General features: G+C 43.4%; 18 protein-coding genes, 1 tRNA gene and 1 pseudogene. 16 read left to right on the top strand and 4 right to left on the bottom strand.

What is annotated here, in order from left to right:
• The first annotated feature begins 12 nt into the window (after positions 1-12).
• Positions 13-496: pseudogene (locus HF992_RS02715) on the top strand (GNAT family N-acetyltransferase).
• Positions 497-669: 173 nt separating this feature from the next.
• Positions 670-2,175, top strand: coding sequence for a phosphohexomutase domain-containing protein (locus HF992_RS02710; protein ID WP_168548521.1), 1,506 nt, complete (start codon positions 670-672; stop codon positions 2,173-2,175).
• Between the two features lie 370 nt (positions 2,176-2,545).
• Here the strand turns inward: HF992_RS02710 and HF992_RS02705 are convergent, their stop codons facing one another.
• Positions 2,546-3,706 (bottom strand): IS110 family RNA-guided transposase, encoded by a 1,161-nt coding sequence (locus tag HF992_RS02705; protein WP_168548520.1) that lies wholly within the window; start codon positions 3,704-3,706, stop codon positions 2,546-2,548.
• A gap of 268 nt (positions 3,707-3,974) precedes the next feature.
• Positions 3,975-5,087: an alanine dehydrogenase gene (gene ald / locus HF992_RS02700; RefSeq protein ID WP_168548519.1), complete on the bottom strand. Its 1,113-nt coding sequence runs from the start codon at positions 5,085-5,087 to the stop codon at positions 3,975-3,977.
• Between the two features lie 206 nt (positions 5,088-5,293).
• Between ald and HF992_RS02695 the strand changes: the two genes are divergently transcribed.
• The 10 genes from HF992_RS02695 (at position 5,294) to greA (ending at position 16,784) form a co-directional block, all read left to right on the top strand.
• Positions 5,294-5,366 (top strand) — tRNA-Thr (locus HF992_RS02695).
• 51 nt (positions 5,367-5,417) lie between these two features.
• Positions 5,418-5,837, top strand: a complete 420-nt coding sequence (locus HF992_RS02690) for a low molecular weight protein-tyrosine-phosphatase (protein WP_168548518.1) — start codon at positions 5,418-5,420, stop codon at positions 5,835-5,837.
• A gap of 71 nt (positions 5,838-5,908) precedes the next feature.
• Positions 5,909-6,322, top strand: coding sequence for an MORN repeat-containing protein (locus HF992_RS02685; protein WP_168548517.1), 414 nt, complete (start codon positions 5,909-5,911; stop codon positions 6,320-6,322).
• Positions 6,312-8,132 (top strand): acyltransferase family protein, encoded by a 1,821-nt coding sequence (locus tag HF992_RS02680; protein WP_168548516.1) that lies wholly within the window; start codon positions 6,312-6,314, stop codon positions 8,130-8,132. The genes HF992_RS02685 and HF992_RS02680 overlap by 11 nt, the downstream gene beginning before the upstream one ends.
• Before the next feature lie 547 nt (positions 8,133-8,679).
• The gene (locus HF992_RS02675; RefSeq protein WP_168548515.1) at positions 8,680-11,781 is read left to right on the top strand and encodes a pilus expression-regulating Snf2 family helicase; all 3,102 of its coding nucleotides are present in this window, start codon (positions 8,680-8,682) and stop codon (positions 11,779-11,781) included.
• A 100-nt stretch (positions 11,782-11,881) separates the two neighbouring features.
• On the top strand, positions 11,882-12,523 hold the full coding sequence (gene zapJ, locus HF992_RS02670; protein WP_168548514.1) for a divisome accessory protein ZapJ: 642 nt from the start codon (positions 11,882-11,884) through the stop codon (positions 12,521-12,523).
• Positions 12,520-13,851: a UDP-N-acetylmuramate--L-alanine ligase gene (gene murC, locus HF992_RS02665; protein WP_168548513.1), complete on the top strand. Its 1,332-nt coding sequence runs from the start codon at positions 12,520-12,522 to the stop codon at positions 13,849-13,851. The genes zapJ and murC overlap by 4 nt, the downstream gene beginning before the upstream one ends.
• Positions 13,852-13,857: 6 nt before the next feature.
• Positions 13,858-14,364: a GNAT family N-acetyltransferase gene (locus HF992_RS02660; protein ID WP_168548512.1), complete on the top strand. Its 507-nt coding sequence runs from the start codon at positions 13,858-13,860 to the stop codon at positions 14,362-14,364.
• 66 nt (positions 14,365-14,430) lie between these two features.
• The gene (mltG, locus tag HF992_RS02655) at positions 14,431-16,215 is read left to right on the top strand and encodes an endolytic transglycosylase MltG (RefSeq protein ID WP_343032942.1); all 1,785 of its coding nucleotides are present in this window, start codon (positions 14,431-14,433) and stop codon (positions 16,213-16,215) included.
• An 86-nt stretch (positions 16,216-16,301) separates the two neighbouring features.
• Positions 16,302-16,784, top strand: coding sequence for a transcription elongation factor GreA (gene greA / locus HF992_RS02650; protein WP_168548511.1), 483 nt, complete (start codon positions 16,302-16,304; stop codon positions 16,782-16,784).
• 296 nt (positions 16,785-17,080) lie between these two features.
• Here greA and yidC read toward each other — a convergent pair whose 3' ends face one another.
• Together yidC and HF992_RS02640 are read right to left on the bottom strand one after the other, a co-directional pair.
• Positions 17,081-18,010 carry a membrane protein insertase YidC gene (gene yidC / locus HF992_RS02645; RefSeq protein WP_168548510.1) on the bottom strand — a complete coding sequence of 310 codons (930 nt, stop codon included), beginning with the start codon at positions 18,008-18,010 and terminating at the stop codon, positions 17,081-17,083.
• Positions 18,011-18,086: 76 nt separating this feature from the next.
• Positions 18,087-18,362 (bottom strand): acylphosphatase, encoded by a 276-nt coding sequence (locus HF992_RS02640; RefSeq protein WP_168548509.1) that lies wholly within the window; start codon positions 18,360-18,362, stop codon positions 18,087-18,089.
• Between the two features lie 35 nt (positions 18,363-18,397).
• Here HF992_RS02640 and HF992_RS02635 point away from each other — a divergent pair, with 35 nt between their 5' ends.
• Genes HF992_RS02635 through HF992_RS02620 form a run of 4 tightly spaced genes read left to right on the top strand, consistent with a single transcriptional unit; the run spans position 18,398 to position 20,860 of the window.
• Positions 18,398-19,138, top strand: a complete 741-nt coding sequence (locus HF992_RS02635; RefSeq protein ID WP_168548508.1) for a TrmH family RNA methyltransferase — start codon at positions 18,398-18,400, stop codon at positions 19,136-19,138.
• A 44-nt stretch (positions 19,139-19,182) separates the two neighbouring features.
• Entirely contained in the window at positions 19,183-19,680 is a 498-nt protein-coding gene (locus HF992_RS02630; RefSeq protein WP_168548507.1) for an HDIG domain-containing metalloprotein, read from the top strand.
• Between the two features lie 17 nt (positions 19,681-19,697).
• Complete coding sequence (locus tag HF992_RS02625) at positions 19,698-20,381, top strand: Bax inhibitor-1/YccA family protein (protein ID WP_168548506.1); 684 nt, start codon at positions 19,698-19,700, stop codon at positions 20,379-20,381.
• Between the two features lie 11 nt (positions 20,382-20,392).
• Positions 20,393-20,860: a YcxB family protein gene (locus HF992_RS02620; RefSeq protein WP_168548505.1), complete on the top strand. Its 468-nt coding sequence runs from the start codon at positions 20,393-20,395 to the stop codon at positions 20,858-20,860.
• The last annotated feature ends 59 nt before the right edge of the window (positions 20,861-20,919 follow it).

The following is a 20,919-nucleotide window of genomic DNA, read 5'->3' as shown; positions in this document are numbered from 1 at the left end:
AGCGGGGAGAAGATAGTGAAAACATTGTCATCACGTTTTAGGGTAACTTCTATTAAAGAGGATACCTTGCAGCAAGTGTTAGATTTGTATGAGAGCAATCCGCTATTGCCCACCCAGACCAACATTGGAGACAGTCAAGGAAGATCTGTCTCGTTTACCAGATGGGAAATCTCTTCAAGATAAGTTTTATGTTGGTTTTTGGGATGAAAATCATTTAGTTGCGGTGATGGATTTTGTGCGTGCTTATCCTGATGATGAAACGGTGTTCATTGGATTTTTTATGCTCCATAAAATGTATCAAGGAAAAGGATTGGGAAGTTCCCTATTTCAAGAAGCCTCTGCTTATTTTGCGAAGGATTTCAAGAAAATCGGTCTAGCCTATGTAAAAGGCAATCCCCAAGCGCAGCACTTTTGGGAAAAGCAAGGCTTTTTGCCAACTGGTAGAGAAGTAGAACAAGAACTCTATACAGTGGTAATCATGGAAAAGGTATTGTGAGATGGAGTGATTGGCTTCGTTAGTAAATTAGTATTGATATTAAGCCCTCTGGGCTTTTTTTGTTGATGTAAGCAGAAGAAATTTTTTAAAATTTAGGGTGAGTTTTCCAATAAAAGGCGAGATATGGTAAAATGATGGTATTGAAAACGTCATCATTTTAAGGAGGATGGTCTATGTCAGATTTGACAAAATTGCAAAATGGTTCTGATATTCGTGGTATCGCGATTGCGACAGAAGAGTTGTCAGTGACTTTGACAACAGAGGCTGTGAAGCGGGTTGCAGCAGGACTGATTCGATGGTTGCGTCAATCCAATGAAGCAAGGTACCAAGCTGGAAAATTGCGAATTGGGGTGGGTCGTGATAGTCGGTTGAGTGGTCCATCACTGGCTCAAACGTTGATAGAAGAGCTTGTGGCTCAAGGAGTAGAGGTGATTGACTTTGGCCTTGCGACGACACCTGCTATGTTTATGGCGACCCAGTATGAGGAGTTTCTTTGCCATGCGGGTGTGATGATAACAGCGAGTCATTTACCTTATTATTTCAATGGTATTAAGATTTTCAGCAAAAATGGCGGAGCTGAACATGAAGATATTGACTTTATTTTAGAGCATACAGAGCCAAATGATAATGGCCAGATAGGCAGTCAGATAAAGGCTGATTTGCTGACGCCTTATGCTGCTGATTTGGTGGAGAAAATTCGCAAGGGTAGCAAAACAAACAGCGCCCAGTCACTAAAAGGCATGAAAATTATTGTAGATGCAGGAAATGGCGCAGGTGGTTTCTTCGCAGAAAAGGTATTAGCAATTCTTGGAGCAGACACGACTGGTTCCCAATTCTTAGAGCCTGATGGGACCTTCCCAAATCATATTCCCAATCCCGATAATAAGGAAGCTATGGCGAGCATCCAAGCTGCGGTATTAGCCACAAAGGCTGATTTGGGTATTATCTTTGATACAGATGTAGACCGAGCAGCGGTTGTCACCAGTAAGGGAGAAATTCTCAATCGGAACAACCTCATTGCCACTCTTAGTCAAATAGCTCTTTCAGAGCATCCTGGGACGAGCATTGTTACCAACTCACCGACCTCCGACCATTTGAAAGACTTTATCGAGAAACTAGGTGGGAAGCAAATTCGTTATATTTCTGGCTACCGCAATGTCATCAACCGTGCAATTCAGGCCAATGAGCAAGGCATTGACTGCCAGCTGGCTATTGAAACTAGTGGGCATGCAGCTTTCAAAGAAAATTATTTCTTGGATGATGGTACTTATGCAGCTGCGAAAATTCTCATGCTTTTGCCACAATTATCAGAAAAAGGTCAATCTGTAGATGATTTGATTGCAGACTTGAAACAACCTATCGAAACCCAGGAAGTTCGCTTTAAATTAGAAACCGAAGAATTTAAGGAACTTGGCAAACAGGTGATTGCAGACTTTGCAACTGTAGGAGTGACAGGGTGGACTGTTAATCCTGAAAATGAAGAGGGTATCCGTTTTACCTTGTCAGAACCATTTGGTCAAGGCTGGTTCTTACTTCGTCTTAGTTTGCATGAACCCCTTCTAGTTTTACAGGTAGAAAATGACGAAGCAGGGCATATCCCAGCGGTTCTCAAAGAAATTAGCCATCTCTTAGAACGTTATCCAGAGGTGAATCAAAGTAAATTACTAGAATTAGTGTAAAAGAAATGAGGCTGGGACAAAAGTCCCTGCCTCTCACTTTATTTTTGAATTATCAAGTTTGTCTCTAGAAATTGAAAAGAGACAATACTGGCTTTGCCAGTTTTCGTGTTCCCATACGCAGCTCAGTAGGTGATTAGCACCAATGAACCACTGCTGAGTGCTTCGAGGTGTTTAAATCTTGAAGATGGGAAATCGTGAGTTGCAAAGCAAGCGTCAAAAAAGTCCTGGGGACTGGACAGCCCAAACCTTAGACTTTTGACAGGTGAGAGGGAATCGAATTCTTACGAACTACCGATTTCTTATACGAAAACTCAAAAGAATGCAAAAATTCCCTCCCTATGATATAATCAAAGCGAAAAAATTTTTTATGTTAGGCTACTAGCTCGCCCCTAGTAGTCTTTTTCTGTGCTAAAAATTCAGGATACGTCATCTGCTCTTTTAAAAGGATATAGGCTATTTTTAATAGTTGATGCGCAAGTGCAATGGTTGCTTTTTGTGAGCCACGCCGACTTTGAATCTGATAATATCGTTCTGCTAATGGGCTGCCTTTTTGTCTTTTGACAGCGAAGGCCGCTTGACACAAGCATTTCTTCAAATAGGAATTCCCGTGTCGAATCTTGGTACTTCGCTTCTTACCAGCACTCTCATTGTTACCTGGACATAGTCCTGCCCAAGAGGCTAAATGCCCAGCAGTGGGAAACTGACTCATGTCAACACCAACCTCAGAAATGATAACAGAAGCTGTAATGACATCAATGCCTGGGATGGAATCCAATATTTCTACTTGGTCTTCATATGGCATTAAATAAGAATTGATTCGATTTTCTAGTATCTCAATCTGTTTCTGATAGAAATCATAAAACTCCAAAGACTGAGTTAACATAAAGCGGTGATGGTCAGAGAAATAACCGTCCAAGGCTTCCAGAAGCTGCGGCACTTTCTTCTTCAAGCTGGTATAAACGGATTGATGAACAATGCGAGCCCCATCAACCAGTAGCTGAAGGAGATTACGACCAGAGAGTCCCATAATATCTTCGATATAGGTCGTTAGCTTAATACCGCCTGACTGAAGAATGTTATGGATACGGTTGGTTTCTCGATGACGACTTTCCACATAATGTTTTCGTTGTCTGGTCAACTCCCTCAATTCTTGAATGGTTTCATCGGGAACGAAACTCCGAGGAAGCAGACCAATCCGTGTTAATTTGGCAATCCAGTGAGAATCCTTCTTGTCGGTTTTCTGACCTGGAATAGCCTTCATGTGGGCTGGTTGAGCGAGTATCAACTCGAAGTCATCACATAGAGCATGCCAGACAGGTCGCCAATAGACACCTGTGCTTTCCATACCAACGGCTTCCACATGAAATTGACTGAGAAAATCATGGCAAGCACGCAGGCCTTTAGTTGTTGTATCAAAGGTAGCCATCTCACGCTTTGGACGAGTTGAGGTGAGTGGACCGTGTAGAATACAAACGACGATGTTGGCTTGGTGGACATCAATTCCAGCGCAGGATTCATAAAGAATATCCATTACGATGTGCCTCCTTCTAATAAAGAAATAGAGAGCTTATCTACTGAATTTTAGTCGTATTTTTATACTCATGCCTGCCGCATATTTTGGGGTGCTCGTCAGTAGAGTGGATTAGTTTGTCCCTCGGCGTTTCAGGCCAATAAATGACCAACCACAAAGCCCTCACTAGGATTATACTCCTAATGAGGGCTATTGGCTTTGTTTTCGTGGTTCTGCGGGTGAGGGCGGAGCCATCATGGATGTCTGTCCCACTCTCTTTTCTGGTAAATTAAATCAAATCAGTAATCGCTTTGTAGTCGTAGCCAAGACCTTCTGCAACAGGAAGACTAGTGATGTTTCCTTGGTAGGTTGTTACACCTTCTAAGAGGCCTTTGTCAGCCTTAATAGCTTCTTTGAAGCCTTTATTTGCCAATTCCAGCACATAAGGAAGGGTTACATTTGTCAAGGCAAGGGTAGATGTTCTAGCGACCGCCCCTGGGATATTAGCAACTGCGTAATGAAGGACGCCGTGTTTCTCGTAGACGGGTTCTTGATGGCTGGTCACCTTGTCTGCTGTTTCAACGACACCTCCCTGATCAACAGCAACATCGACAATCACTGAGCCGGGACGCATGGCTTTAACCATGTCTTCCGTTACTAATTTTGGTGCCTTAGCTCCAGGAATCAATACTGCTCCGATGACTAAGTCAGCCTCTTGTACCGCTTGGGCAATGTTGAAGGGGTTAGACATCAAGGTTTGGACTTGGTTGCCAAAGATGTCCTCTAGTTCAGCCAAACGGGCAGCACTGATATCAAGGATCGTGACCTGAGCTCCCAGACCGATTGCAATACGAGCAGCATGAGTCCCCACGACACCACCACCTATGATGGTAATTTTACCCTTAGGCACGCCAGGCACTCCACCGAGGAGGACACCTGAGCCGCCTTCTTGTTTGGTCAGAAAGTGAGCCCCGATTTGAACAGCCATGCGACCTGCCACTTCACTCATAGGTACCAAGAGTGGTAGCGCGCCTTTTGTGTTGCGGACTGTTTCGTAAGCGATACCTGTAGTTTTTGCTTTTAGCATGGCCTCTGCTAACGCAGGAGCAGGGGCCATATGGAGATAAGTGAAGAGGAGCAAATCCTCGCGTAAGAAACCGTATTCGGCTTCTAAAGGTTCTTTCACCTTAACCACCATCTCAGCCGCCCAAGCTTCTGCGGCCGTTGGAACAATGGTTGCTCCTTGTGCCTGATAGTCAGTATCCATAAAACCAGAACCTACCCCAGCACCAGCTTCGACATGGACTGCATGGCCAGCATTCACTAGAGCAAGCACCCCCGCAGGAGTTAGAGCAACACGGTTTTCATGGTTTTTAATTTCTTTTGGAACACCAATAAGCATTATCATACCTCTTTTCTAATTGACACTTTATTTTAAAAAAATTCTTTAGAGAATGCAAGCTCTAGCTAAACTCTTAACCCATAAGAAGTCCTTTTGCGGGGAGAGTTGCTGATGGAGGTCAGGGATAAATGTTGAAGACTGCACCATGAAAATGTGGGAAAACTTATTGACAAGTTTAAGGCACTATGATATACTGTTCAAGTAAAGCTGATTTAGCTCAGTCGGTAGAGCGCATCCATGGTAAGGATGAGGTCGCCGGTTCGATCCCGGCAATTAGCATGCGTGCGTCTTGAGGTTTTCAAGACGCTTTTTTTGGAAAAAGGAGTTCTTATGAAAAAGGTTTGCTTTGTGTGTCTAGGAAATATTTGCCGAAGCCCTATGGCAGAATTTGTCATGAAATCGATGACAGATGCTTTTGAAGTTGAGAGTCGAGCGACTTCTGGCTGGGAGCACGGGCATCCGATTCATTCAGGCACTCAGGCTATTTTCAGGAAATACGCCATTCCGTTTGACAGTGCCAAAGATTCGACTCAGATCAGTGAAGCTGATTTTGCTTATTTTGATGTGATTATCGGTATGGATGCTTCTAATGTCGACAATCTAAAGAAACTTTCGGATCCTAAGTATCATGATAAAATCTTTGCATTTGACACAGAGTCTGTCCCCGATCCATACTATACAGGTGATTTTGAGGAAACCTATGCGCGTGTGGTGAGTGGTTGCCAAAAGTGGATGGATCAATTGTCTTAAAAGGTTGCAAAGATGGGAGATCTGTCTTTAGTTGCCTTCATATAATGCGCCCGCAGGGGCTGGGAGATAAGATGGAATTAATAGCTTATTATTGGGAGCGTTTAAAGCCCCATTTGCATCGAAAAAATTTAGAGTTAGCCACAGTCGGATTTATTCTGCTTTGTGGCTTATTTGTCCTTATGACAAGTATACCAAGGCAAGGAAAAACGAGCTTCAAAGATGGTAACCTTAATTACGAAGGACAACTGGTTCGGCGAAAATTATCAGGCGAAGGGACGCTGACTTACGCGAATGGTAACGTGTATGAAGGGGAATTTAGCAACGGGAGTTTTAATGGTCAAGGAGTTTTCAGAGCTAAGGCTGGCTGGATTTATGAAGGTAACTTTGTGAATGGTCTTGCGCATGGCAAAGGAAAGCTAACGACTGAAACAGGGGTCGTTTATGAAGGAGAATTTGTGAAAGGAGTTTACCAAGATGCGGATTAAATGGTTTTCTCTTGTCCGAATTACAGGGATGGTCATGGTCCTGCTTTATCATTTTTGGCCGAGTATTTTTCGGGGTGGTTTTGTCGGTGTGGACCTCTTTCTTACTTTTTCTGGTTTCTTAACCACTGCTTTATTTTTAGAAGAGTTTAGCAGCCAACAGCACATTGATTTATTCGGTTTTTATAGACGGCGTCTCTATCGGATTTTTCCACCTTTGACCCTAATGCTTCTCGTAGTCCTGCCCTTTACCCTCTTGATTCGGAGTGATTTCAGGGCTGGGCTGGCATCTCAGATGGCGGCTGTGTTAGGATTTGTGACGAATTATTTTGAAATTGCGACAGGTGGTTCCTATGAAAATCAATTTGTGCCCCATCTCTTTGTCCATACATGGACCTTGGCCATGGAGGTACAGCTTTATCTGGTTTGGGGGCTTGTTATTTGGGGCTTGAGTAGAATTGCCACTAACAAAGAACAGCTGAGAGGGTTGATTTTTGCGGTAGCGAGTATTGGGTTTCTAGTAACTTTTGTACGTCTGATTTGGGGAAGTATTGCGACGATCAATTTATCTTGGGTTTACTATGCCACAGGAAAGCATGGCTTTACCTTCTTTTTAGGAGCTATTTTAGCTTGTTTTATGGGGATGTACAAGCCGACTGTTCTGGTGAAGCATTTATTCCAGAAGCTTACCTTAACCAAGACCCTAGGGCTCTTTGCTGGTGCGAGCCTGGTGTTAGTTGCCTTGACCTTTTTACTGACATTTGAAAGTGTCTGGACCTATTGGGTTGGTTTTCTATTGACTAGCGTAGCAACTCTAGCGATGATTTTCTCTGCTAGGCAGCTCCATGACTTAACGATTGCCAGCAAAGAACCAGTGTTTTTGACCTATCTGGCTAATATTAGCTATGGGATTTATCTATTTCATTGGCCTTTCCTAATCATTTTTTCTGAAATGGGCTCTAGAGCTATAGCAGTTGGCTTAAGTTTACTCTTTTCCTTTGTTTTTTCAAGCCTATCCTTCTACCTTTTGGAACCGTTGATTATGGGGAAAGAGATTACCTTGTTCGGCGTTAACTTGACCTTCAAGCAACCGAAAAAAGTCTTGGGCGTTATGGCTGCTCCACTGGTACTCTTAGCTTTCCTTCTCGCCTTGATGTCACCACGTATCGGTGCATTGGAGAAAGATTTGATGGTGCAAGGTCTGGAGCAAGCAGATACCAAAATGGGGCAATTGAGGATCCAAGTGGATGGACAAAAGGCTTCTGATTATGGTGTTGTCGAAGGGGTCATGGTGATTGGGGATTCAGTCGCTCTTCGGGCAAGCGATGGCATAACCAAGGCCATTCCAGATGCTCTAGTAGATGGTGAAGTGAGTCGGACACTGGAAGGTGCCTATGATGTGATGATGGCAACGGCTAAGAATAAGGCCTTGCCACAAACCCTTGTCATTGCAGCAGGGACCAATACTGTGCAAGATTATCAGGAACAGTTGGACAGGATTGTCAAAGATATGCCACAAGGGCACCATTTGATATTAGTAACACCTTATGACGGCCGTGTAGCCGGAAATCCTGGAGCAATTGCCAATCTGACAAGAGACTATGAGCTGAGTCTGGCTGAGAAGTATGATTGGATTACTGTGGCGGATTGGTATAAGGTAGCAAGCAACAATCCTAAAATTTGGCATTATACAGATTATGTGCATTTTGGGAGTGATAGTGACAGTATTGCAGACGGCCAAGCCCTTTATGCTAAGATGTTGACAAAAGCTATAGCAAAGGCACAAGAGGGTTCTGTTAAAAAGCATCACTAAAGGAGTTATTGTATTATGTGCGGAAGAAATCGACTCGGATTTTCGGGCATTTAACAAGAAGGGGACGGGGTCAAACACCTATGATGGTAAATCATCCTAAGTGTTTGGCCCAGCCTTTTTTACTTGATTGATTCCCCAATAGATTGGAAATGATTAGGGATGGAGATAGAAAAGCCCGATTGGTTATTACTTTGAGACGAGGGACTATTTGAAGAGGAAGAGCCTCGTATCGAAAAGCCAGAGTCTGAGGACTAACTACAAAGGGATTGCCGAAGAACGAGATGCAAGAGGGTCTCGAACGTTGATAGGAAAAACCCATTTTACCCTTTGTAGCTCCATTCCTTGTGCTTTTATAAAAAGCTGACATTGCATAAGGTGGGGAATGTGTTTCATTTTAAGGGAAATAGTGCTTGTTCCTAAGCCAATTGGCCTTATGCTGTGCTTATAAGGTAATCTTTCTAACTGAAGATGTCAGAATGTTTTGTCTGTTTTCTCGAAAAAATTTTTTGAATATGCTATAATAAAGGAATAGAGTTAGGAGAGTGACATGAGTAGATTGATGCCAGGCCACATTCGCCATCAGGGGATTAGCCTCTATGAAGCGCAAGCCATTACAGATATCCTAGTGCAAAAGGATAAGATTTTAGCAAGTGTTGAAGGTTGTCGTCTGCAGTTTAGTTTTGACGATAGTGAGGTTTTTTGCGATTGTTCCTTATTTGGCCAAAAAGGATTTTGTGCGCATTTGGCGGCGATAGAATACTACCTAAAAAATGATATTAAAGGCGAATCCGTAGTGCATCAGCTTCAGGAAGGTTGGGTAGCCCAGGTACAAGAACACCGTCAAAGGTCAAAAGCCAGTCTCTTTTTGGATGAGTTAGTAGACGATTCTGTGGGCAATGGGATCAGCTATCAGTTGTCCGCAGAAGGAAAGTTTCACCCAACGGATAGGCAGATTTTGTGGACCTTGAAAATTTTACGCCTGCCGGATACCCGATCCTATATTATTAGGGACATTAAGAGCTTTTTAAAGTATCTTGATAGCGGTCAATCCTACCAGCTCGGTAAAAATTACTATGAACCTTTAAGGTTACTCCAGTTTGATTTGCCTTCTCAGGAAGTGTTAGCTTTTTTAAAGCGGTTGGTTCCCGATGCGGTAGGCTTTGATAGTGACTTTATTCTTCCTTATATGGGGCGCTACTTAAAGCTTCCGCAAGGTTTTTTTGAGGAGGGGACGTCCCTTTTAAAAGCCTTATCCGACTTCAGTTTGGAGCTGGAAGAAGGTCCCTATGAGACAGTAGATTTCTTAGATTTAGATGGAGAAGCGGACCTATTTGCATTTAGGGTAACAGTAGAACAGACCTTTATCCGGCTGATTATGACCGAAAAAAGCTATCAGTCTTTTTTTGATGGGAATTATCTTTTTGAAGGAGGACGGTTCTATCAGCTGGATTTTAGGCAACGGAAGCTTCTTAAGGCTTTTTCACAACTAGAAGGAGACACTAGGTCTGAGAAAGTCCTTCAGTTTGAGTTTGAAGACAAGGACCGGTTGTCTCTGTTGTTGAGAGATTTGAGGAGTATGGGATGTGTGGAAGCGCCTAAGCAGTTCAAAATCTATGATTTTAGAGCTTTCTTTGAATTTACCCTTCAAGCAGGGGATTGGGTTGAGTTAGCTTTGGCACTTGATTTTGAGCGAATCTGGGTATCTCATCCAGCAGATTTGGAAAAGCTACCCTTTTCCATCGATTATCAGCATTTGAGGACTATATGGTCATTGCTGGAGCAACATGGGTTTAAGCCGGGATTTAAGAGTCGGAAACACTTGGCGCATAGTCAGGATTTCTATGATTTTTATACGGTGGTTTTGCCAGCCTTTGAGGACTTAGGCGAGGTTATTTTGGCGGAAAATGTACGAGATGTTTTTAGGCAATCAAAGGCTCAGATTCACTTGGATTTGACAGGGAGCCTTTTAGATATTCAATTTGATTTGCAAGGGGTTGGACAAGAGGAACTTCAGTTTGCTCATCAAGCCTTGCAAGCGGGCCAAGCCTTTTACAGGAGTCGAACTGGCAAGGTCATTCTTTTTGATGAAGAAACGAAACAGATTAATCACACCTTACGGGATTTACGGGCGCAGTTTCAGCCAAGTGGGCGCTTAAAGGTATCCAAACTAGCGGCTTTTCAACTGTCTCAATCCTTAGCGGATATAAAAGGGGTTTACTTGTCCGATAAGGTTTCTGCCTTGATTGAGCATTTGCGCTACCCTGAGCAGTTCCCAATAGATGAGCCCCCTATTCAGGCTAACCTAAGGGACTATCAGCTTCTGGGAGTTAAATGGATGAAGATGCTGGCTCATTATGGTTTGGGAGGGATTTTAGCAGATGATATGGGGCTTGGCAAGACCCTGCAAACCATTGCTTTTTTAGCTAGTCATTTAAAGAAGGGGCAGCGTGCTTTAGTTTTGGCACCGTCTAGTTTGATTTACAATTGGCAAGATGAGTTTCAGCGGTTTGCACCGCAATTAGATGTGGCTGTTTCTTATGGTTCTAAAGCACAACGTTTGGCGCTTCTTGAAGAAGACCATCAAATCGTTGTAACCTCGTATGCCTCCTTTAGGCAAGACTTTGAAGTGTTCCAAGATCAATTGATCGACTGTTTGATTTTGGATGAAGCTCAGGTCATGAAAAATGACCAGACTAAGATTGCTAGTCACTTGAGAAAATTTGAGACCAAGATTTGTTTTGCCCTGTCAGGGACTCCAATTGAAAATCGTTTGGCGGAGCTGTGGTCCATTTTCCAGATTGTGCTACCAGGACTTTTACCAGGTAAGCGTGCGTTTAATCAGCTGACAGGAAGACAAGTTGCTAGGTTGATACAGCCTTTTGTCTTGAGGAGACGCAAGGAAGAAGTCTTGACAGAACTGCCCGACTTGATTGAGATGAACTGGAGCAATGAATTGACAGCTGATCAAAAAGCGATCTATCTGGCGCAATTACAACAGTTGAGGACAGATATTGCAGCTTCTAGCGATCAGGAAATTAACCAGCGCAAGATAGAGATTCTTTCAGCCATCACCCGTCTGCGTCAAATTTGTAACACGCCTAAGCTCTTTTTGTCTGATTACCAAGGTGACAGTGGAAAGTTAGAGAGTCTGCGCCAGCTATTGGCCCAAATCCAGTCAGGCGGCCAGAGAGTGCTTATCTTTTCCCAATTTAGAGGCATGTTGACCCTGATTGAGCAAGAGTTGAATCGGCTTGGTTTAACCAGCTATACCATTACAGGGTCAACTAAGGCGAATGACCGACAAGAAATCACGCGTGCCTTTAACGCTGGAAGTCGGGATGCGGTTCTTATTTCCCTCAAGGCAGGAGGGGTAGGAATTAATCTAACAGGTGCAGACACAGTCATCTTAGTTGACCTCTGGTGGAATCCAGCGGTTGAAGATCAAGCTATTTCGCGGGCTTACCGGATGGGACAAAAACGCAATGTTGAATGTTACCGCTTGATCACGAGAGGGACAATTGAAGAGAAAATCCAGTTACTGCAAGACAGCAAGCGAGAGTTAATCACAACAGTTTTAGATGGCCAAGGAGGAAGTGGCAGTCTTTCTGCAGAAGACATTCGCGAAATTTTAGGATTATCATCTCAGTAGTTTTGCATGCAGGCTTAAAATAAGGTATAATGAGAATGGACGCTTTCTAGATGCTAGAAGTCATCTACTAAGAAGCCATTGAAGTGTGGAAAGGACTGTTATGATGATCAGAGAACCATTTCCTTTAGTTGGTGATGATGAAGTTCTTGTTCGGGAACTTCCTGTTATGGACCTCTATGACGATTGGGATCTGATTTCCAATATCCAAGGTCCTTATGAAGATAAACCGTTTTCAGGTCCATCTGATCGTGTCCCCCAAAACAGTTGGGACACTCAGCCGATTGATTCAAAACAGTTGGGTAACTCTTTGGATACAGAACCGTATGTTCCAAGAAAAAAGAGCGACATGACGTCCCACTCTTATAGCCAGGCAGAGCGTGCTAAAGCTAGGGAAGACTTGAAGAGAAAACGGTCAGCTCCTTATCTCAATTTTGACAAGCCAGGTTTTAAAAGTAAAGAATTACCAAATCCAAAGCCAAGTCAAAAAGATAAAGATAAGGCCCAAGTTGATCGTCTAAGCCAGGCAGCGAATCGTTTGAGGCAGAAAACTTATATTAAAGCGGACATCAAACCGACCTATCAGCATGTGCCACCTGTTAGCGATGACCAGCCTAGAAAAAATACTTATGATTTCTTGAAAACTAGTCAAGTTTATAACTATCAGGAAAATCAGATTAAAAAGGAGAAAAAAACCGCTCAAGAATTGAACTTGACGCGATTTGAACAATGGAAAAAACTATGACAAAAACCTATCATTTTATCGGCATCAAGGGATCGGGCATGTCTGCCTTAGCTCTCATGCTACATCAGATGGGCCATAAGGTCCAAGGGTCGGATGAGGACAAGTATTACTTCACTCAGCGCGGATTAGAGCAGGCTGGCATCACCATCCTTCCTTTTGCTACTGAAAATATAACCCCTGATGTTGAATTGATTGCAGGGAATGCCTTTAAGGCTGCTAATAACATCGAGATTGCCTATGCAGAGGAAAAAGGTATTCCCTACCGTCGCTACCATGAGTTTCTTGGAGAGTTTATGGACGGTTTTGTCAGCATGGGGGTTGCGGGTGCTCATGGGAAAACTTCGACGACAGGGTTGCTATCTCATGTCTTAAGCTGTATGACGGATACCAGCTATTTAATTGGGGATGGGACAGGTCGCGGATCAGCCAGTGCGAAACACTTCGTTTTTGAATCAGACGAGTATGAGCGCCACTTTATGCCCTATCACCCAGCTTATTCGATTATTACCAATATTGACTTTGACCATCCAGATTACTTCACTAGCTTAGAAGATGTTTGCAGCGCCTTTGATGAGTATGCCAAGCAGGTGACGAAGGGGCTCTTCCTCTACGGTGAGGATGACAATCTACGCCAACTGACAGCCTCTGTACCGATTTATTATTACGGGGCCCAGGAAGATAATGATTTTGTGGCCTATGCGATTGAACGTTCTACCCAAGGATCCAGCTTCAACGTCAAATTTAGAGGAGAGGAATTGGGACAGTTTAGCATTCCGACCTTTGGTCACCATAATGTCATGAATGCAACTGCTGTCATTGCGAATCTCTATATTGCTGGTTTTGATTTGGATGAGGTTCGTAAACACTTGCCGACCTTTGCTGGTGTTAAACGCCGTTTTACGGAAAAAAAGGTTGATGAAACGGTGATTATTGATGATTTTGCCCACCATCCAACTGAGATTATTGCAACGATTGATGCAGCGCGTCAGAAGTACCCATCTAAAGAAATTGTTGCAGTCTTCCAGCCGCATACCTTTACAAGGACCATTGCTCTGTTGGATGAATTTGCGACAGCTTTGGAATTGGCTGATTCAGTCTATTTGGCTGAAATTTATGGTTCTGCCCGTGAAGTTGATAAAGGTGAAGTCAAGGTAGAAGACTTAGCAGCTAAAATCAGTAAACCAGGTGCTGTGATTACGGTTGACAATGTTTCGCCACTCTTAAACCACGATAATGCCGTCTATGTTTTTATGGGTGCTGGGGATATTCAATCTTACGAGTATTCGTTTGAACGCCTCTTATCGCAACTCACAAGGAATGTCCAATAAAATAATATGTTAACGATTAGACACGCTCGTTCAACGGATTTGAATCAGGTGATAGCCATTGAGTCCGCCAACTTTAGTCCAGCAGAAGCCGCTACTCCAGAAGTGATGGAGCAGCGGATTGCTTTGATTTCAGATACATTTTTGATCGCGGAAATTGCTGGGGAAATAGCAGGTTATGTAGAAGGACCTGTTATTGATCAGAAAACCATTTCGGACACTCTGTTTCATCAGACAGTTGCTAACCCTCGGTCGGGAGGTTATCTTGCCGTTACCAGTCTCTCGATTGCTAGCGAATTTAAGGGTCAAGGAGTGGGAACGGCCTTGCTAGCTGCTCTGAAAGACTTAGCAGTGGCTCAGGAGCGTTTGGGCATCACCTTAACCTGCCACGATTATCTGATTGCTTATTATGAAATGAATGGTTTCAAAAACTTAGGCTTATCTCAATCAACCCACGGTGGGGGAATTTGGTATGATATGCTGTGGGAAAATCCTGAAAATGCTAGCAAACGTTGATAAACCTTGCTTTTGTCAGATTTTTAGGATATAATGACTTGTAATTGTGTGAAAGGAGTTAGTTAAGTGTCTGACAAACTAAATTCAACTGACAAAGAGCTAAGTTTTAAAGAGCGTATTTTGCGTGATTTAGAACTGCTCAAGTCACAAAATAACGAGGAGGAAGACCACTCCCTAAAGCCTGGGTTAGAGCAACACTATGCTGAGGAGAGTTTTACTGACAGTCTCAGCAAAGAGGAATTTTATAGCCCAAATGAGGAATTTGAGGTTGACAGCAAAGGGGTTGGCTCGAGTAGTTCCCCAGAGTACGCTGCTTTGAAAGAGCAACTCTTAGAAAGATTAAAGGGAAATCCTAAAGAACCGGCGGTTATTCCAAATAGTGTTTCTGAAGAATCATTTCCTGATATAGAGTCCGTTGCAACTCACCAAGAGGTTGAAGTGCAGGGGACTTCTCCGTTTGAATTGGAGTCGGATTATAGCGGGCAAGAACGGACTGCCTCACAGACGTATAAGGTGGATTTGACGTTCCAGCCGAAAGCAACCTCAGATGAAGAGTTTGTGGAATTAGAAAGCAGTGTTCCTCCGATACCGAAACGTGCTGTGGATAGCATTGCTCAAGATTTAAAAAAGCCAGTACCTACGCCTTCAGGTCAGCCGGTTAGTCGACGTAGTCGGTCACAATCTGTGGAGAAAAAGCCCAAGAAAGTCAAAAAGAGCAAAACGAAAAAAATTGTCACTGCTATTTTCGGCACCTTATTCTTGGCCCTTTTAGGGACAGCAGTAGCAGGTTACTTCTTTATTCGTAGTAGCTTAGGTCCTGTTGATAGCAAAGCAACAGACTATTTACAAGTTGAAATTCCAAGAGGTTCTTCCGTCAAGCAGATTGGTCAGACCTTGGAAAAAGCTGGCTTGATTCGAAATGCCACTGTTTTTGACCTTTATGTTAAATTCAATAACCATACAGGTTTCCAAAGTGGTTTCCATAACCTGCAAAAGAGTATGGACTTGGATACAATTATTGATGCACTCAAGAAAGAGGGGACAGAGGCTCCTGTTGTACCAGCTTTAGGTAAGGTTACGATTCCTGAAGGTTATACCTTGAAGCAGATTGCTGCTGCAATGGAGACGAACGCCGCTTCAACTAATCAAGAAAAATCTCCATTTACTGCGGATGAATTCATGCAGGTGGTAACGGACGAAAGCTTTATCAGCGAGATGCAGGCGAAGTATCCGGATCTCTTGGCTGATTTACCAACAGCTGATACGGGTGTTTTATATCGCTTAGAGGGTTACCTCTTCCCAGCGACTTATGAATACCAAAGTGAAACAACTGTAAGGCAGTTAGCAGAGCAAATGTTAGCAGCAATGGATGCGAATTTGAGAACGTATTATCCAACTATCGCTGAAAAGGGATTGACAGTTAATCAAGTGTTGACTTTGGCCTCTCTTGTTGAGAAAGAAGGGTCAACAGATGAGGATCGTCAGAAAATTGCGAGTGTCTTCTTCAACCGTATCCAGTGGGGAATGCCACTCCAGTCCAATATTGCCGTCCTTTATGCTGAGGGCAAGTTAGGAGAGAAAATCACTCTGGCAGAAGATGCTTCGATTAACACACAGATTGATTCTCCTTACAATGTGTATACGAGACTTGGCTATATGCCTGGTCCTGTTAATAGCCCGAGCTTATCAGCTATCAAGGCAACCATTGAACCTGCACAAACAGATTATGTCTATTTTGTGGCAGATGTGACGACAGGTCAAGTTTACTTTGCAAGGACTCTAGAAGAGCACGAAGTAAATGTTCAAACCTATGTGAATAGTAAAATTGAGTCGTCTACAACAACCCAGTAAGATGAAACAAAATGATGTGCTTGTCGCATTATTTTGTTTTCTCATGAATGCTTAAAATTTTTTTAGAAAAGAGATTAAAACGAAAAATGGCAGAAAAAACCTTTCCAATGACCTTGGCTGAAAAGCAGGAGTTAGAAAAAGAATTAGAAGAATTAAAATTGGTTCGTCGTCCTGAAATCGTAGAACGCATTAAAATTGCACGTTCTTATGGGGACTTGTCTGAAAACAGTGAGTATGAGGCGGCAAAAGATGAACAAGCTTTTGTTGAGGGGCAGATTTCAACGATTGAACACCAGATTCGCTACGCAGAAATTGTGGATAGCGATGCAGTTGCAGCAGACGAAGTTGCAATCGGAAAGACCGTAACCATCCAAGAAGTAGGAGAGCAAGATTTGGAAGTCTACACGATTGTTGGTGCAGCATCTGCGGATGTTTTTGCAGGTAAAATTTCTAATGAAAGCCCTATGGGCAATGCTCTAATTGGCAATAAGGTTGGCGCGATTGTTACCATTCCGACGCCAGCTGGAAGTTACGATGTTAAGATTATTAAGGTAGAAAAGGCTAAATAGCTTATCTTGTTTTAGCCTAGTATCAATCAAAACCTAGCTTACTCCTCAGGCTCTTATTATAAGATCGGGGGAAGCTAGGTTTTGTGCTATAACCAGTTTAGCAACTTTCGCAATAGAAGCTTAATTCACAGAATTGGGGTTAAAAAACGTGTCCTGGCACGCAATGGGTAAAGGCATGCGGTTACCTCAAGGTTCTATTGACGACTGTTTCAACGTTAACTCCCATATAGAAATCAGTTCATAAAACAGCTTCAGACACTTAGAGGTCTGAAGCTGTTTTAATGGTTACATCAGTTTTAGCGAGAACGTTGTTTGCCAGCGTTACGTTTTTTCTTAGAAGTGCCAGGCAAGATGGCTTGGTTAACAGGTGCTTGCGGTGTGACGTCTTTCTTGTAAGTGGACGTATTAGTCGGTCTTGCTTTTGGAGGATTTTTGGCGAAATCTTCTGCGATTTTACGTTTGTGGTAAGGGCGAACAAAGAAATTGATGATGAGTTGTTGAAGGACCTGAATCAATCCTCCGATAACCCAGTAAAGGGTTACTCCAGCAGGAGAAGTCAATGAGAAGAAGGTGATCAAGATGGGACTCATGTACATCATGCTCTTCATCTGTTCGCGTTGTTGAGGGTCAACTGCCTGCATGGATAGGTAGGACTGGAGGAAATAGAGAACGCCAACAATAGCGGTTAAAATGAGTGACGGCTTACCAAGGTTGATGCCTAGGAAGGTCGCTTCTGAAATACCAGTGGTATAGCGCGCCGCGTAAAAGATGGCCGTAAAGAATGGCATTTGAATCAGAAGCGGTAAGCAACCTGCACCGCCAAGCATGGACACACCATTTTCTTTTTGGACAGCCATCAGTTCTCGTTGGACCATCATTTGCTCTTGTGGGTCTTTGGCGGTTTTGAGGCGTTCTTGGATAGGGTCAAGAATTGCTTTGAGATGTTCACGACGAACAGCCTGTTCGCTAGCCTTCCATGCCTGATAGAGACCGAGGGGGAAAATCAAGAGGCGGACAACCAAAGTAGTCAAGATGATACCAATACCATAACCGAACCCTTGGTCTTTAGCGAAATAGGTAATCAGCTGGCCCATCGGTTTTACCAGAAGATTGTAAACCCAACCTTCTCCTGTTGGGACACCGTTTTTTGTGGCGACACAGCCAGCTAGAAAGAAGCTAGCCAAGACTGTTAAGGCTAGTAAGCGCAAGATTTGTTTCTTTTTCACGATATGTTTTCCTTTTTTGAAGTAATACCTTTCTATTCTACATTTTTTTAGAAGAATAGACAAGTTTTATCCTCCATCACTTGACTTTAAAATCCTTAAAATCATCAAATGAGGTTAAGGTCACATCAAGGTAGGTTACTTTAGCGAAGCGGCTTGGTCCCTGACGAATATCATGGATAAACTGAGCCATTTTATCGGCATTATCAGACTGAGCGAGGATGGTTACGGTGCCATCGTCATTGTTCCAGACACGCCCATAGATATCGCCTAGTTCGACAGCGCGTGCCATCACTGCCCAGCGAAACCCGACGCCCTGTACTCTGCCGGAAGCTGTCATTTTAACCTTTTTCATAGAAATCCCCTTCCATCATATGGTATAATAGTCTTATGGAAATTATAACATCTAAAGCCAATTCTGTAATCAAAAAAACCAGAAAACTTCACCAGAAAAAGCATCGAGTGGATTCTTACTTGATTGAAGGCTGGCATCTTTTTGAAGAGGCTGTGGCTGCTGGAGCCAGGATGCGTCGGATTTTTGTGACAGAAAAGTTTGCATCACGGGTCGCACACTATCCTCAGGCCATTCAGGTAACAGATGAGATTTTAAAAGACTTAGCAGAAAGTCCGTCCCCTCAAGGAATAGTGGTAGAGGTCGAAAGGACTGTTAATCCCTTGCCAAAGGTTTTAGCTGGTCGATTCTTAGTTTTGGAAGATGTTCAAGATCCTGGTAATGTGGGAACTTTGATTCGGACGGCGGATGCTGCCGGCTATTCTGGTGTGATTGTTTCAGAGAAAACGGCAGATAGTTACAATTTAAAAACCTTGCGGTCAATGCAGGGTAGCCATTTTCACCTCCCTATTTACCGGTTGCCTATGCAGGATTTCCTGACTAAGGTACGCCAGCAGGGATTTCCCTTGATAGCAACGACGCTGTCTCAGGCCTCTATTGACTACAGAACATTGCCAAAGTTGTCAGATTTTGCCTTGGTTGTGGGAAATGAGGGACAAGGGATCAGTCAGGAAGTGGCAAATGCAGCAACTCATCTCGCCCATATTACGATGCCAGGTCAGGCAGAGAGTCTCAATGTCGCTGTCGCAGCAGGTATTGTCATCTTTAGCCTGCTTTAAGCTAAGTCTGGTATGATAAAGAGAGCCTGAAAGGAGGATCTCGTATGGATTATTGGAAAGATCAGGAATATATGGCCTATGTTGGCCAATTAATCGATAACCCTAGGGTCAAGCGGATGGAGGCTATTGTTCATCACCATCATTCTACGCGCTTGCAACATTCGATCAATGTGAGCTACACCAGTTATAAGATTGCTAAAAAATTAGGTTGGGATGCCAAGGCAACGGCTAGGGGAGGGCTCTTGCATGATATGTTCTACTATGATTGGCGAAACACTAAGTTTAATAAAAGTCACGCTTGGGTTCATCCAAGAATTGCCTTGCGTAATGCCCGTAAGGTGACAGATATTAATAAAAAAGAGGAAGATATCATTGTGAAGCACATGTGGGGAGCGACGCTGGCACCACCGCGTTACAAGGAGAGCTACATCGTGACAGCGGTAGATAAGTATTGGGCTGTTAAAGAAGCCCTTACGCCGTTTAGGGAGGCTGTTAAGTCACGAAGACGCCAGCTGTTTCACCGCAAGATGTTAAAACGCTAAAGGAGAAAAAAGAACAAATGAACAATACCATCATTCAAACACAAACAGGGCTTTCCCAGTTCTACGCTAAGGTATATGGCTTTGTGGCCATGGGAATCGGGCTATCAGCGGTCGTTAGTGGCCTGATGTTAACGGTCTTTCAGCAACACCTCATTAATGTGTTAGTGGGATCGCCCATGGTTTTATACCTGATTATCTTTGGGGAGTTAGGCTTGGTGCTCTTTGCTTCACGTGCTGCGGCTAGAAATACACCGATGGCCTTGCCTTTATTTCTTATTTATTCAGCGGTTAATGGGTATACTTTGAGTTTTGTCATTGCGCGCTACACACAAACGACCGTTTTGCAGGCTTTTGTGAGCGCGGCGGTCATGTTTGCAGTCATGGCTGTGATTGGTCTAGTGACTAAGAAAGATTTATCAGCGGTTGGCAAATTCTGCTTGGCAGCCCTCCTCGGGGTGATTATTGCTTCTGTTGTGAACATGTTTATCGGCAGTGGCACCATGTCCTTTATCGTCTCTCTAGCGTCTGTCCTGATTTTTGCAGGTTTGATTGCTTGGGATAACCAACAGATGCGTTTGGTTTACGAGGAATTAAATGGTCAGGTACCGATGGGATGGATCGTGTCCTTGGCTCTTAATCTCTACCTTGACTTCATCAATCTCTTTATCCACTTGCTCAATATTTTTGCTCGTAGGGATTAGGAGCAACCTAGATGGATTTTCCCCTAAGTATATCTACAGTTATAGATTGTCAACGTCAGCGTCAATTCTTGAGGTATCTTCTTCTTAGAAATAGTTTTCTTTGGTTCGTTGTTGTTTTAATAATGCTCTGCCTTCTGATCATAGCTGCACTGGCCTCGCCTGAAAAACGGCTGTTGAGCCTTGTCTTGGCCACGCTGTTTCCGCTACTTGTCTTCTTGACAGGTGAGCTGATGATTTGGCAAAGGAGTAGACTGTTGCAGGATTTCAAGCAAGAATTTTATTTTACTGAAAAAGGGGTTGAAGTCCGGACTATCAGTGGAATTCAAAGGGTCTGTTATGCCAATATTTTCAGAATCTATGAAACTAAGAAAGATATTTACCTCATGCTAAGCAAGCAGAGTGGCTGGGTTCTAAAGAAGAGCGATTGTCCTGAAAGGGTTTTGGCGTTAATTCAGGATCAGATGGCGCGTGACAAGTAACTAGAGAACTGGCGAGTTGGCTTTTTGAAGAAGGTCAACTCGCCTTTCTTTTATGGGCA

The organism is Streptococcus ovuberis, assembly GCF_012396585.1.
Lineage (GTDB): Bacteria > Bacillota > Bacilli > Lactobacillales > Streptococcaceae > Streptococcus > Streptococcus ovuberis.
This window is presented reverse-complemented; position numbering and strand designations above follow the sequence as displayed.

Coding starts and splice junctions, on each gene's coding strand:
- HF992_RS02710 (WP_168548521.1), top strand. CDS start 670: ATGTCAGATTTGACAAAATTGCAAAATGGTTCTGATATTCGTGGTATC.
- HF992_RS02705 (WP_168548520.1), bottom strand. CDS start 3,706: ATGGATATTCTTTATGAATCCTGCGCTGGAATTGATGTCCACCAAGCC.
- ald (WP_168548519.1), bottom strand. CDS start 5,087: ATGCTTATTGGTGTTCCAAAAGAAATTAAAAACCATGAAAACCGTGTT.
- HF992_RS02690 (WP_168548518.1), top strand. CDS start 5,418: ATGAAAAAGGTTTGCTTTGTGTGTCTAGGAAATATTTGCCGAAGCCCT.
- HF992_RS02685 (WP_168548517.1), top strand. CDS start 5,909: ATGGAATTAATAGCTTATTATTGGGAGCGTTTAAAGCCCCATTTGCAT.
- HF992_RS02680 (WP_168548516.1), top strand. CDS start 6,312: ATGCGGATTAAATGGTTTTCTCTTGTCCGAATTACAGGGATGGTCATG.
- HF992_RS02675 (WP_168548515.1), top strand. CDS start 8,680: ATGAGTAGATTGATGCCAGGCCACATTCGCCATCAGGGGATTAGCCTC.
- zapJ (WP_168548514.1), top strand. CDS start 11,882: ATGATGATCAGAGAACCATTTCCTTTAGTTGGTGATGATGAAGTTCTT.
- murC (WP_168548513.1), top strand. CDS start 12,520: ATGACAAAAACCTATCATTTTATCGGCATCAAGGGATCGGGCATGTCT.
- HF992_RS02660 (WP_168548512.1), top strand. CDS start 13,858: ATGTTAACGATTAGACACGCTCGTTCAACGGATTTGAATCAGGTGATA.
- greA (WP_168548511.1), top strand. CDS start 16,302: ATGGCAGAAAAAACCTTTCCAATGACCTTGGCTGAAAAGCAGGAGTTA.
- HF992_RS02640 (WP_168548509.1), bottom strand. CDS start 18,362: ATGAAAAAGGTTAAAATGACAGCTTCCGGCAGAGTACAGGGCGTCGGG.
- HF992_RS02635 (WP_168548508.1), top strand. CDS start 18,398: ATGGAAATTATAACATCTAAAGCCAATTCTGTAATCAAAAAAACCAGA.
- HF992_RS02630 (WP_168548507.1), top strand. CDS start 19,183: ATGGATTATTGGAAAGATCAGGAATATATGGCCTATGTTGGCCAATTA.
- HF992_RS02625 (WP_168548506.1), top strand. CDS start 19,698: ATGAACAATACCATCATTCAAACACAAACAGGGCTTTCCCAGTTCTAC.
- HF992_RS02620 (WP_168548505.1), top strand. CDS start 20,393: ATGGATTTTCCCCTAAGTATATCTACAGTTATAGATTGTCAACGTCAG.